The following is a 13,171-nucleotide window of genomic DNA, read 5'->3' as shown; positions in this document are numbered from 1 at the left end:
GTACCGCGTCAGGCCGATGGACTGGCGATGTAACCGGTGACCTCGAGATCGAAACCGGTCATCGACGGCATCTTGCGCGGATTGGCCAGCAGCTTCATCTTGCCGACGCCGAGGTCCTTCAGGATCTGCGCGCCGATGCCGTAGGTGCGCAGGTCCATCGTCGCCGCACGGCCGGTCGGACGCGCGCCCGGCGCATCGAGCGACGTGAATTGCGCGAACAGCTGCTCGGCCGTCTCGCCGCAGTTCAGCAGCACGACGACGCCCGATTCGCTCTTCTTGATCGCTTCCATCGCCGAGGCCATGGTCCAGGAGTGGGTCGTGGCGCGGTGTTCCAGCACGTCGAGGATCGAGACCGGCTGGTGCACGCGCACCAGGGCCTCGTTGTCGCGCCCGATCTCGCCGTGCACCATCGCCAGGTGGGCGCAGCCGCTCGGCTTGTCGCGGTAGGCGACCAGCTTGAATTCGCCTTGGGCCGTGTTCAGGGTGCGCTCGGCAACGCGCTCGACCAGGCTCTCGTTTTCGCTGCGGTAGTGGATCAGGTCGGCGATGGTGCCGATTTTCAGGTTGTGTTCTTTCGCGAACTCGATCAGGTCCGGCAGGCGCGCCATGGTGCCGTCTTCCTTGATGATCTCGCAGATCACCGAGGCCGGGGTCAGGCCGCCCATTTCGGTCAGGTCGCAGCCGGCTTCGGTGTGGCCAGCGCGCATCAGGACGCCACCCTTCACCGCGCGCAGCGGGAAGATATGGCCCGGCTGGACCAGGTCGTCCGGTTTGGCGCCTTTCGACACCGCCACCTGGATGGTGCGCGCCCGGTCAGCCGCCGAGATGCCGGTGGTCACGCCCTCGGCCGCTTCGATCGAGACCGTGAAATTGGTGCCGAAGGAAGTGCCGTTGCGGGTCGTCATCATCGGCAGTGCCAGCTTGTCGCAGATTTCTTCGGACAGGGTCAGGCAAACCAGGCCGCGCGCGTGGCGGATCATGAAATTGATCGCCTCCGGGGTGACGAAGTCCGCCGCCAGGACCAGGTCACCCTCGTTCTCGCGGTCTTCTTCATCGACCAAAATGACCATGCGGCCGGCGCGAAGTTCGGCAACGATTTCCTGGGTGCTGGAGATAGACATTCGAAATTCCTTGAAACGATGACGCATCGTGCGCAATCCGCTATTTTAAAGGATTTACCGCGTTTCAACCGAGTCGATACAGGGAACTCGGCAGAAGAAATAGAAACGGGAAGCAATATACGGAATATATCGATCGTTGCACCACTGCAACAAAGTGCCTTTGTTTAAAATAAATTGTTAAATATTATGTTTTAATAAGCAACTTTGTGGTGTTTGCGACATCCAGAGGAATATGATTCATCACAGTCAGATCTAAAGCGTCCGCGTGCTGCCGCCGGCGCATTCATGGAGTTGTCATGTTGGTTCCGATTTTTACCCGCCAGTGCACCGCCGCAGCCCGGGAGACGCACTGATGGCCACCATTCTTATCGTCGACGACCGTCCGAGCAACCGGGCCTACCTGATGGCCCTGCTCGGTTTCACCGAACACCGGCTGCTGGAAGCCGAAGACGGCGCCGCCGCCCTGCAGCTGGTGCGCGCCGAGCGTCCCGAACTGATCATTACCGACATCCTGATGCCGACCATGGACGGCTACGAGTTCGTCCAGCGCCTGCGCGCCGACCGCGCCCTGGCCGCCACCCGCGTCATCTTCTATTCTGCCGTCTATGCCGAGCGCGAGACGGTGGCGATGGCGCGCAGCTGCGGGGTGCAGACGGTGCTCAGCAAACCGTCCGACCCGCAGGACATCATGGCGGCCGTGAATGCCGAGCTGGGACTGTCGGCGGCGGCGGCTCGGGACGCACAGGTCCGGGTGCGCAGCGTCTCCGACGACTTCCTGCCGGCGCCCGTCGCACCAGCAAGCGAGAGCCGCCTCGGGGCACGCCTCGCCGCGATCGAGGAGATGTGCCTGCACCTGGTCAACGAACGCCAGGTGGAAGGCCTGGTCGACGTTTTCCTGGAGGCCGCGGCACGCATCCTCGACGCCGACCAGTTGGCGCTGTGTCTGCTCGAAAACGACGAACGTACCGTGAGCCACCTGAATGCGCGCGGTCTCGATCCCAGCCTGCTGGCGGTGCATGCGACCGGGACCCGCCTGCCCGGCGCCCTGCTGCTGTCGCGCGAGCCGATCCGGCTGGCCGAAGGCGATCCGCTGCTGGGTACCTTGCCAAGGGGCCTGCCGCGTTGCGCTTCCTTCCTCGGCCTGCCTGTGCGCTGCCTGCGCAACCTGTACGGCTGGCTGTACTTCGTGCGCGCGCCGAGCGCCACCCACTTTTCGGCAGAGGATGAGCGCTGGGCCTCGGCCCTCGCCGCGCACCTGGCGGTGGCCTACGAAAACCTGAACCTGTATGGCGTGGTGCAGCGCCACGCGGCCCAGCTGCAGCTGGAAGCGACGGCGCGCGCCGAGGCCGATGCCGCGCTGCGCGAGAGCGAGCACCGGCTGGAACTGGCGCGCCAGGTCTTCGACAGCACCCAGGAAAGCATCATGATGACCGACGCCTGCGCGAACATCGTCGCGGTCAATCCGGCCTTCGAGCAGATCACGGGATTCCGCGAGGCCGAAGTCATTGGCCTGAACCCGCGCGTGCTGCGCTCGGGACGCCACGAAGCACCCTTCTACCGCGCCATGTGGGACAGCCTGGAACAGGACGGCCAGTGGCGCGGCGAGATCTGGAACCGGCGCAAGAACGGCGAAGTCTATCCGGAGCGCACCAGCATCAGCGCGGTGCGCGACGAAGCCGGCAAGCTGACCGCCTATGTCTCGGTCTCGACCGACCTGTCGGCGCTGAAGGCCGCCCACAACAAGCTCGACTTCCTGTCGAACCACGATGCCCTGACCCTGCTGCCGAACCGTTCGCTGTTCCACGACCGGCTGCAGCAGTCGATCGCCGCGGCCCGCCGCGACGGCAGCCAGCTGGCCCTGCTGCTGGTGAACGTCGACCGCCTCTCGCGCATCAACGACAGCCTCGGGCACGCCGCCGGCGACGCCCTGCTGCGCGAAGTCGCGCGCCGCGCCAGCGCGATCGCCGGCCCCGCCGACACGGTGGCGCGCCTGTCGGGCGACGAGTTCGTGCTGCTCACCGGCTGCGAGGACACTGAGGACATCATCTTCGCCGCCCAGCGCCTGATCGAAGCCATCGCCCAGCCGTTCTCCGTCGGCGGGCACGACGTGGTCGTCACCGGCAGCGTCGGCATCAGCGTCTTCCCGCGCGACGGCAATGCGGCGGGCGACCTGCTGAAGGCCGCCGACGCCGCCCTGGCGCACCAGAAGGACGCCGGGCGCAACGGCTTCCGCTTCTTCAAGGGCGAGATGAACGACCAGGCGATGCGCTGGCTGGCGCTGGAAACGCGCCTGCGGCGCGCCATCGGCCAGGCCGAACTGGCGCTGCACTTCCAGCCGCAGGTGGCGCGCGAGGATGGCCGCGTGCTCGGCATGGAAGCGCTGCTGCGCTGGCACAGCTCGGAACTGGGCCGCGTCTCGCCGGCCGATTTCATCCCGCTGGCCGAGGACACCGGCCTGATCCTGCCGATCGGCGACTGGGTGATCCGCCAGGCCTGCCAGCAGAACAAGGCCTGGCAGGATGCGGGGTTGCCGCGGGTGCCGGTGGCGGTGAACGTCTCGGCGCACCAGTTCAAGGCGGGCACAGTGCCGCAGGTGGTGCGCGCGGCGCTGTCCGAATCCGGTCTGGAAGCGCGCTATCTCGAGATCGAGCTGACCGAAAGCGTCATGATGGGCGATACCACGGCCGCCGAAGCCCAGCTGGCCGAGCTGCGCGCGATGGGCGTGTCGCTCTCGCTCGACGACTTCGGCACCGGCTACTCCTCGCTCGGCTACCTGTCGCGCTTCTCGCTCGACAAGCTCAAGATCGACCAGGCGTTCGTGCGCAACATCACCACCGATCCGCGCAGCGCGGCGATCGCCCAGGCCACGATCGCGCTGGCCGAAGGCTTGTCCTTGCGGGTGGTGGCCGAGGGCGTCGAGACCCTGGCCCAGCGCGATTATCTCGGCAAGATCGGCTGCGAGGTCCTGCAGGGCTACCTGTACAGCCGGCCGGTGCCGGCGCGCGAGATGGCGCTGCTGCTGCAGAAGGGGCGCGTGACGGTGTGAACAAAGACGCGAGCGGCCAGTACAATGGCGGCTCGACGCCTTACAACGGAAGCCCCGATGTTCAGCCAATTCCTTCGCCACGCCTGTCTCGCCTGCACCCTCCTCCTCCTTCCCTTCGGCGCCGGCGCCGCCCTGAAACTCGATGCGCCGATTCCGGTCGGCCCGCAGGTCAAGGTCGGCAAGCTCCCGAATGGCCTGACTTACTACATCCAGAAAAACGCCCGCCCCGAACGCAAGCTCGACCTGCGCCTGGTCGTGAAGGCCGGCTCGATCCTCGAGGACGAGGACCAGCAGGGCCTGGCGCACTTCGTGGAGCACATGGCCTTCAACGGTTCGACCAACTTTAAAAAACACGAGCTGGTCGACTACCTGCAATCGATCGGCGTCAAGTTCGGCGCCGACCTGAACGCCTACACCTCCTTCGACGAAACCGTCTACATCCTGCCAATCCCGCTGGACCGCCCGGAAAACATCGGCAAGGCGTTCCAGGTGCTGGAAGACTGGGCGCACGGCCTCTCTTTCGACGAGGACGTCATCGACAAGGAGCGCGGCATCGTGCTCGAGGAACTGCGGCTCGGCAAAGGCGCGGGCGACCGCATCGGCAAGCAGATCTGGCCGAATATCTACAACGGCTCGCGCTACGCCGAACGCCTGCCGATCGGGAAGGAAGAGGTGCTGCGCAACTTCAAGCCCGAGACCCTGAAACGCTTCTACCGCGACTGGTACCGGCCCGACCTGATGGCGGTGGTGGCGGTCGGCGACATCGACCCCAAGGCCATCGAAAAACTGATCAAGGCGCACTTCTCGAAGCTGGCCAATCCGAAGCCGGCGCGCCCCCGCGTGTATGCGCAGATCCCGCGCCGCGAGGAGACCGAAGCAGTGGTCGTCACGGACAAGGAAGCCGGCGGAAACAGCATCCTGGTGCGCTACCCGGTGCAGCCGGTACGCGAGCCCGACACCGTGCGCGGCTACCGCGAGCAACTGGTCGAGGGCCTGTTCACCGGCATGCTCGGCGCGCGCCTGCAGGAACTCTCGCAGCTGGCCGAACCGCCTTTCCTGCGCGGCGGCAGCGCCCTGGGCAAGCTCACGCCCTTCTATAAATCATTCAATACCAGCGCCGTCATCGGCCCGGGCGGGGCGCCGAAGGCGATCGACGCCCTGGTGCGCGAGAACGAGCGGGCGCGCCGCTACGGCTTCGGCCAGGCCGAACTCGATCGCGCGCGCAAGAACATGCTGCGCAGCTTCGAGCAGCTGTACAACGAACGCGAGAAAACCGACTCCGGCGCCTACGTGGCCGAGTACCTGCGCAACTTCCTGCAGCAGGAACCGATCCCCGGCATCGCCGCCGAATACCGCTACGCCACCGAAATGCTGCCCGCCGTGACGCTCGACGAAATGAACGCCTACGCGCGGCGCACGATCCCGGCCAATTCCGGCAAGCTGGTGATCTATACCGGCATCGAGCGTGCCGACAGTCCGCCGCCGCAGGGCGCGGCGCTGCTGGCCGCGCTCGCCGCGGCCGAGCGGGCCGAAGTCGCGCCGCACGAGGAAAAGGTGTTGGGCAGCCAGCTGATGGCGCAGCCGCCGAAGGCCGGCAGCATCGTGGAAGAGCGTGAAGACAAGGCGCTCGGCCTGACCTATCTGACCTTCTCGAACGGCGTCAAGGCGATCCTGAAGCCGACCGATTTCCGCAACGACCAGGTCATGATGAGCGCGGCCCGCTTCGGCGGCCAGAGCCTGTACGGCGACGCCGACATCCTCAACGCGCGCTACGCCAATGCCATCGTCGCCAGCATGGGCCTGCAGGACTATTCGCCGCTCGACCTGTCGAAAGTCCTGGCGGGCAAGGCGGCCGCGGTGACCATGGGCCTGGCCGGCTATAACGAAGTGCTCGGCGCCTCGTCGGGCGCGACCGACATCGAGACCATGTTGCAGCTCCTGTGGTTGCGCTTCGACGCCGTGCGCCGCGACGAAGACCTGTTCAAGTCCTTCATCGGCAAGCAGGTCGAAGCCGCGCGCAACCGCCTTGGCCAGCCCAGCGCGCGCTTCGGGGACACCGTGGTCGCCACGCTCTACAACAACCACCCGCGCGCACCGCGCCCGCTGCTTCCCGAGGAATTCGGCCAGATCAGCCTGGACCGCAGCATCGCCATCTACCGCGAGCGCTTCTCCAGCGCCAAGGACCTGACCTTCGTGATGGTCGGCAGTTTCGACGTCAACAGGGTCAAGCCGCTGCTGGCCACCTGGCTCGGCAGCCTGCCCACGCCCGCCATCCCGACCGAATGGCGCGACGTCGGCCTGCGTCCGGTGAAGGGCGTGGTCAAGCGCGCGGTCTACAGCGGTACCGAACCGAAGAGCACGATCTCGCTGACCTTCACCGGTGAGGCGGCGTTCTCGGAGCTGGAACAGATGCGCCTGCAGGCGCTGGTGGAGGTGCTCAACATCCGCATCATCGAGGTGCTGCGCGAGCAGCTGTCCCTGATCTACGGCGGCAACGCCGGCGGGCAGCTGGGCCGCATCCCCTACGGCCACTACAGCCTGTCGGTGACGCTGCCGACCGGACCCGAGAACGTCGACACGGTATTGAAGGCGACCTTCGACGAATTCGAACGCCTCAAGCGCGAAGGCCCGCTTGCTGGCGATCTCGCCAAGGTCAAGCAGAACTGGATCCAGAACCACCGCAAGGCCCTGCGCGAAAACGGCTACTGGCTGGGCCGCATCCAGTCGGCGCTGCTCGACGGGACCGATCCGAAGGCGATCCTGACGCACGAGGAGCGCGTCAATGCCTTGACCGCGGCCGAGGTGCAGGATGCAGCGCGGCGTTACCTGAACACGGAGAATTACGTGCAGGTGGTGCTGTATCCGGAGAAGAAGGCGGAGGCGGTGCAGGCCGCGAATTGACACGTAGGGTGGGCGGGTTCGCCGCCCACGCGGTGATCGTTGGCAGCAAGATCAACGCGCACGATAGCGGAGCCGGTAACAATCACCGCGTGGGCGGGAGACCCGCCCACCCTACATCTACTTCAGATACCTCTCGAACCATTCCACCGTCCTGCGCCGCTGATCCAGCTGATGCTCCGGCTTGCGAATCGCATGCCCTTCCCCATCGTAGATCACCAGCGCCGTCGGTGTACCCATCGCACGCAGGCCGTGCCAGAACTCCATCGACTGCACCGCCGGGGTCTCGACGTCGCGCTCGCCCACGTACAGCAGGGTCGGCGTGGTCGCGTTCCGGATCGATTCGATCGGCGAGGCCGCGCGGTAGATGGCCGGGTCCTCGTACATGGTCGCGCCGAAGAAGGGCACCATCCACTGGTCGATGCCGTTCTGGCCGTAATAGCTGATCCAGTTGGCGATGCCGGCGCCCGCCACCGCCGCCTTGAAGCGCTTGCTGTGGGTAACGCCCCACATCGTCATGAAGCCGCCGTAGGAATGGCCCATCAGGCCGAGGCGCGCGCCGTCGACCGGCGCTTCCCTGAGCACGGCATCGACCCCGGCCAGGATGTCGCGCCAGTCGCCGCCGCCGAAGTCGCGCCGGTTCGCCATGCCGAAGGCCATCCCCTGGCCATAGCTGCCGCGCGGATTCGGCTGGAACACGTAGAAGCCGCGCTCGACCAGCTCGCGCACCAGCGGGTTGCCGAATTCGCCCGCCGCGACGAAGCGCGGCGTGGCGGCCGCTGCCGGCCCGCCGTGGACGATCACCACCATCGGGTGCCTGAGGCCGGCCTGCGGCTTGCGTGGACCGACCAGCCAGCCCTGGCTGCGCATGCCCTCGTTGGTCCAGCTGATGCTGCGCGCCGTCACCTGGGGGGCGAAATCGACGTTGTCGCGGGTGATCGGCCCGAGTGCGGGCAGGCGGCCGGCGACGATGTGCGGCGCCTGTTCATAGGTCTCGTGCACCGAGACGGCCGAGCTGCCATCGGGACTGAATACGAAGCGGCCGTCGGCCGAACCGTTAGCCGACACCGCTCCGCTCCACAGCGTGCGCGCGGTGCGCGCCTGGGGGTCGATCGCAAGCACGGCCATCTCGCTACCCTGCAGGCTTGAGGCCAGCAACTGCGGCCCCTTCCAGGCCAGGCCGTTGAACGAACCGGCATGGTTCGGCGTCACGTCGACCGGTTCGCCGCCTTCGAAGGGCACCGTGAACACGTCGCCGCCGACCGAGCCGAAGTCGCTCATCAGGCCGCCGACGAAAGCGACGCTGCGTCCGTCGGGCGACACGTGCGGCAGGCTGATTTGCATCTTCGGCGCCGCGATCGTCCGCAGCGCGCCGCTGGCGAGGTCCACGTGCCCGAGGGTGGCGACCCACCAGTTGTTATCGCCGTTTCCCTTCGCGCTGGTGGCGACGAAACCGCGGCCGTCCGGCGTCCAGTCGTATTCGTAGACGAAGGAATCGGGCGGCGACACCAGGCGCAGCACCCCGCCGGCGGCGGGCGCCAGCGCGATGCGCTGCGCATCCTCGTCGACGCCTATTTCTCCGACCTGGCGCGCACCGGCTTCGACCGCGCCGGTCTGCTTCTTCGCGCCGACGGTGGCGAGCAAGGCGATGCTGGCGCCGTCCGGCGACCAGCGCGCGGTATTCGCCACCCCCTTGACGGTGGCGGCCGCCGTCAGCTTGCCGCCCTGGGCCACCCACAGGGTCGCTTCCCCGGCATCGCGGTTGGCGCCGATGAAGGCGAGGCCCTTGCGGTCCGGCGACCAGGCCGGGAAATCATAGGAACAGGTGGCGCAGGGGTCGTATTCGGCAGTGATCCTGCCGCTGGCGGCGTCGCGCACGACGATGTGCCCGTGTGCGCGCCGCCCCGGAATGCCGGGGTCGCTCGATTCGATCGCGGCGACCGATTCGCCGCCGCCGCTGATCGCGACCGAGCGGTATTCGCGCATCTGCGCGCCCTGCGCGGCCGCGGCGGCCATGGCAGTCAATAAGACTGTGAATCGGGCTGCCCCCAGCAGTGGCCGCAAACCTTCCTTGACTCTCATTTCTTCTCCTCGTGACGGCCGCCTTGTGCAGCTGAGTCGATGCAGGGCTGGCTCATGTTTATTGTGGGGGAGCAGTCTACGCCGATTCTTGTGAGTCGGGAGCGCAACAGTTTGTATGCGGGATGAATAATCTTGCTCTCACTTAATAAATACGGGGTCGGACAGTTGACCCAAAGCTAGAGTGAAAGTTCGACCTCAGCAGGAGTTGACAATGATCTACAAGGACAGCGACAACAAAATGCCCGTCGTCGCGATACTGCAGCGCATGCTGGCGCTCGCCAGCCCGGACAAGAAGCCGCTGCTCGAGCGCGAACTGCGCATGATGCGCGCGGGGATGCTGGCCGAACGCGAGGCGGTCGGCCTGATCGACATCTACCTGAAGGATTCCACCCGGACCGCCGTCGTGCACGACCTGCGGCTGGTGTCGAACGACGGCCGCGCGGCGCAGATCGACCACCTGCTGATCCACCGTTCGCGCCGCTTCTACCTGCTCGACACCAGGTATTTCTCGCAGGGCTTGAAAATCACCGAGGACGGCGACTTCCTGCGCTGGGACGAACCGAACAAATGCTATGTACCGATGCCCTCGCCTCTGGCGACGCAGGCGCGCCAGGTCTCGGTGCTGCGCGATGCGCTCGAGCCGTTCGGCCTCGACGACGCCCCGGTCGACACGCTGGTGCTGCTGGCCCCGAACGCGCGCATCGAGCGCCCGCGCCGCTTCGACAGCGCGCGCGTGATAAAGGCGGACCAGTTCATGGAAAGGCTGAACAACGGGATGGACAATGCGCCGGCCCTGGCGACGCTGGGCAACCTGCACCGGACAAGGATGTCCGCTTCGATCGGCGACATCGCGCTCAAGCTCGTTGCGCTGCACCGGCCGTCGACGGCGGACACCCTGGCCCGCTTCGGCCTGCAGCGCGCGTTCCCGCCGCAGCCAGCGCCGAGCGTCCCGCTAGCGCACAACGCGGCCGTCGGCAGCACGGAATAAACACGCCAGACGGACGCCCGCGCGTGTGCGGCCGCTGCCGCTAGGCGGCGACGCCACGCAGTATTTCCTCGAGCTCATCGACCCGATACGGCTTGGTCAGGCTCGCGTATCCATGGGCGCCCGGGCCACCCTCGGCTCGCCCGACGCCGGATGCAATGACGACCCGCAATCCAGGCTGCGCCTTGCACAATGCATCGGCCAGCGCCAGACCGGATATCCCCGGCAGATTCAGGTCCGTCACCAGTGCGTCGAACAGCCCGGGGTGGAAGGCCTGCAAGCCGTCCTCGCCGCTGCCGACGGCCGTTACGCGGTGGCCGAGCATGGTCAGGATTTCCTGCAGCAGCGAGCGGTTGTCCGGGTCGTCTTCCACCACCAGCAGGCGCAGCGATTGCGCGTCGACGGCCACCCGGCCGGCGACGTCGGCGCTGTCCTGGCGCATGCGCTCGACCTGGCGGGTATTGGCGAACACATGACGGATCTTGCGTGCCAGATCTTCTCCGCGGTAGGGTTTGCTGATGAGTTCGACGCCAGGATCGAGCCTGCCGCCGTGGACGATGGCGTTGCGCGTGTAACCCGACGTAAACAGCACCGAAATGCCGGGATGCAGCGACTTCGCAAGGCGCGCCAGTTCGGGACTGCGCACGCTGCCGGGCATGACGACATCCGTGAACAGCATATCGATGTCCTTGTGCTCGTTCAGGATGATGGCCGCCGCGTCGCCGTTGTCCGCCTTCAGCACACGATACCCCAGCTGGGACAGCATGTCGACCGCCGTGGCCTGGACCGCGAGGTCGTCTTCGACGACGAGCACCGTTTCCGAGCCGCCCACGACCTCGCCCGCCGTCATGTCGAATGCCTGCTCTTCGGCACTGTGCGAGCGCGGCAGATAAATCTTGATGGTGGTGCCCGAACCGACTTCGCTGTAGATCTTGATGTGGCCACTGCTCTGCTTGACGAAGCCGAATGCCATGCTCAGGCCGAGGCCCGTGCCTTCACCCTCGCGCTTGGTGGTGAAGAAGGGCTCGAAAGCGCGGGCCAGCACCTCGGGCGCCATGCCGCAGCCGGTGTCCGAGATCGCCAGCAACACGTATTGGCCGGCCACGACCTCCGGTTCGACGGCGGCATAGTGGTCGTCAAGCATCGCGTTGCCGAGTTCCAGGGTCAGCTTGCCGTGCCCCTTCATCGCGTCGCGTGCGTTGATTGCCAGGTTCAGTACGACGTTTTCAAGTTGATTCGGGTCGACCAGGGTGTTCCACAGGCCTCCGGTCACCGCAGTCTCCACTTCGACGCTTTCGCCCAGGGCGCGGCGCAGCATGTCGTCCATGTCGCGCAGGACCCGCCCGAGATTCGTCGGCGCCGGTTGCAGCGGTTGACGTCGTGCAAACGCCAGCAATTGCGACGACAATTTTGCACCACGTTCGGTCGCAAATTTGGCAGTCGAAAGGCGACGCTGTGCCTCGGCATTGTCCGGCAAGGTCATCGCAAGCAGTTGCAGGTTGCCGGCGATGACCTGCAACACGTTGTTGAAGTCGTGGGCGACGCCACCGGTCAATTGGCCGATGGCCTCCATTTTCTGCGCGTGGTGCAGCTGCTCGTTCGCTCGCTGCAGTTCCAGCGAGCGCGCCGCAATGCGCTCCTCGAGCGACAGGTTCAAATCGCTCATGGCGCGTTCGACCCGGGTACGCTCCTCGACCTCATGGGTGAGCGATGCATTGCTCTGCTCCAGTTTGGCGGCGTGCTGCCCGATCTCCGACAGCATGGTGTTGAACGCATCGACCAGCATGCCGGTTTCGTCGTCGGTGGTCTTGTTCACGCGTTTCGAGAAGTCGCGCTGCGCAATCAATTCGCGTACCGCGCCGGTCATTGCCTTCACCGGCCTGGTGACGGCGGACTGCAGCCACGCCGCGACCAGTCCGGCAACGAGCAGGCTGAGCGCCAGTGCCGCGCCAAACATCTTGAGGCCACGTTCGATGCGGGCATCGAGCGGATAGGCCGAGCGCAGGTAGATCGTGCCGAGTTTTTCCGAACCGCGCTTTATCGGACGAAAAATATGCATCACGTTGCCGTCGATGATATGCGCCTGTGCGCTCGGCCGGCCCGGCGGCGCCAGCAATTGCGACTGCTCGCGCCCTGTGTAGGTCACGAACAGGCTGCCATCGGCGCGGTAGATCGCGGCCGACTGCACGCTCGGCCTTGCCTGCAGGCGCCCGAGCGTCGCCTCCGCACTTGGCTTGTCTTCGAACTCCAGGGCGGCGATGCTGACCTGTGCCAGGATGTCCGCCTGGGACGTCAGTTCCTCGAGTACGCCGGTGCGGAAGTCCTCGATGTCATAGGCCAGGTTCGCCAGTCCGGAAACGAACACCGCGGTAAACGTCGTCGCCATGACGGCAACCATGAATTTGCGCGAAATCGAGCGCCGTATCGAACTGAACATTATTTGCGTTTTTCCCTGATGACGGTCGCGGCAAGCGCCAGCAGTTGTGAACTCAGTCGCAGGCCGGCTTTTTCGGCAGACTCGAGTGAAATATCGAAGCGGATCCGTTCGTCCAGCAGACGGAAATTGATGACGCTGCCGCGCGAGAGCGCATCGTCCGATTCGGTGACGACCAGGATCGAGCGTGACGCCGCCTGGTCGATCATGGCGCCGGCCCGGACGGCGTAGCCATCGCCCAGGTACAGGATATGAATATTGTCGAGCGCATCGCCGTTGCGCAGGCGCCGCACGGCGATCGTACCCTTGACCGGATCGCGCACGGCCGACATCTGGGACAGGCTGTTGGCCACGTCGTCGGCACCCACGATACCGATGACGATACGGCCGTTGGGCGGCGGCGCGGCACGAACCGGCCACTCGACATAGTTGCCCAGCTTCGACAGGTAAGCGGCCTTGACGACGCTTTCCGACGGCGGGCCGAGTTGCGCGCAGGCGTCGTGCGCCGGCAAGCCCGCGAGCACAAACGCGAACACGAGCGCGAGGGGCGCCACCAGGAAACGGCGAACCGGGCCAGCGAGCAGCCCGGTGCATGAACGGAGCAT

General features: G+C 66.0%; 7 protein-coding genes. 3 read left to right on the top strand and 4 right to left on the bottom strand.

The window, feature by feature from the left end:
• Positions 1-8: 8 nt before the first annotated feature.
• On the bottom strand, positions 9-1,121 hold the full coding sequence (gene ribBA / locus ACI48I_RS13160) for a bifunctional 3,4-dihydroxy-2-butanone-4-phosphate synthase/GTP cyclohydrolase II (protein ID WP_193686487.1): 1,113 nt from the start codon (positions 1,119-1,121) through the stop codon (positions 9-11).
• A 352-nt stretch (positions 1,122-1,473) separates the two neighbouring features.
• On the opposite strand from ribBA, the gene ACI48I_RS13155 reads away from it, so the two are divergent.
• Both ACI48I_RS13155 and ACI48I_RS13150 read left to right on the top strand, forming a co-directional pair.
• Positions 1,474-4,167: a two-component system response regulator gene (locus ACI48I_RS13155; protein WP_498574425.1), complete on the top strand. Its 2,694-nt coding sequence runs from the start codon at positions 1,474-1,476 to the stop codon at positions 4,165-4,167.
• Positions 4,168-4,224: 57 nt separating this feature from the next.
• Positions 4,225-7,068 carry a M16 family metallopeptidase gene (locus ACI48I_RS13150; RefSeq protein ID WP_498574424.1) on the top strand — a complete coding sequence of 948 codons (2,844 nt, stop codon included), beginning with the start codon at positions 4,225-4,227 and terminating at the stop codon, positions 7,066-7,068.
• A 117-nt stretch (positions 7,069-7,185) separates the two neighbouring features.
• On the opposite strand, the gene ACI48I_RS13145 is transcribed toward ACI48I_RS13150, so the two are convergent.
• Complete coding sequence (locus tag ACI48I_RS13145) at positions 7,186-9,147, bottom strand: S9 family peptidase (RefSeq protein WP_498574423.1); 1,962 nt, start codon at positions 9,145-9,147, stop codon at positions 7,186-7,188.
• A gap of 211 nt (positions 9,148-9,358) precedes the next feature.
• Between ACI48I_RS13145 and ACI48I_RS13140 the strand changes: the two genes are divergently transcribed.
• Positions 9,359-10,135 (top strand): nuclease-related domain-containing protein, encoded by a 777-nt coding sequence (locus ACI48I_RS13140; RefSeq protein WP_498574422.1) that lies wholly within the window; start codon positions 9,359-9,361, stop codon positions 10,133-10,135.
• A 40-nt stretch (positions 10,136-10,175) separates the two neighbouring features.
• Here ACI48I_RS13140 and ACI48I_RS13135 read toward each other — a convergent pair whose 3' ends face one another.
• Together ACI48I_RS13135 and ACI48I_RS13130 are read right to left on the bottom strand one after the other, a co-directional pair.
• A complete protein-coding gene (locus ACI48I_RS13135) occupies positions 10,176-12,569 on the bottom strand; it encodes a sensor histidine kinase, YfiR-like protein-associated (protein WP_193686492.1) in 2,394 nt (797 codons plus the stop codon).
• Positions 12,569-13,171, bottom strand: coding sequence for a TOL_0243 family YfiR-like periplasmic protein (locus tag ACI48I_RS13130; RefSeq protein ID WP_193686493.1), 603 nt, complete (start codon positions 13,169-13,171; stop codon positions 12,569-12,571). Before ACI48I_RS13130 ends, ACI48I_RS13135 begins: the two co-directional genes overlap by 1 nt.

The sequence above is a fragment of the Massilia sp. LXY-5 genome (assembly GCF_059801075.1).
This window is presented reverse-complemented; position numbering and strand designations above follow the sequence as displayed.

Excerpts from the sequence above, each read along its gene's own strand:
- ACI48I_RS13150 (WP_498574424.1), top strand. The coding sequence starts at position 4,225 with ATGTTCAGCCAATTCCTTCGCCACGCCTGTCTCGCCTGCACCCTCCTC.
- ACI48I_RS13145 (WP_498574423.1), bottom strand. The coding sequence starts at position 9,147 with ATGAGAGTCAAGGAAGGTTTGCGGCCACTGCTGGGGGCAGCCCGATTC.
- ACI48I_RS13130 (WP_193686493.1), bottom strand. The coding sequence starts at position 13,171 with ATGCTCCGTTCATGCACCGGGCTGCTCGCTGGCCCGGTTCGCCGTTTC.
- ACI48I_RS13140 (WP_498574422.1), top strand. The coding sequence starts at position 9,359 with ATGATCTACAAGGACAGCGACAACAAAATGCCCGTCGTCGCGATACTG.
- ACI48I_RS13135 (WP_193686492.1), bottom strand. The coding sequence starts at position 12,569 with ATGTTCAGTTCGATACGGCGCTCGATTTCGCGCAAATTCATGGTTGCC.
- ribBA (WP_193686487.1), bottom strand. The coding sequence starts at position 1,121 with ATGTCTATCTCCAGCACCCAGGAAATCGTTGCCGAACTTCGCGCCGGC.
- ACI48I_RS13155 (WP_498574425.1), top strand. The coding sequence starts at position 1,474 with ATGGCCACCATTCTTATCGTCGACGACCGTCCGAGCAACCGGGCCTAC.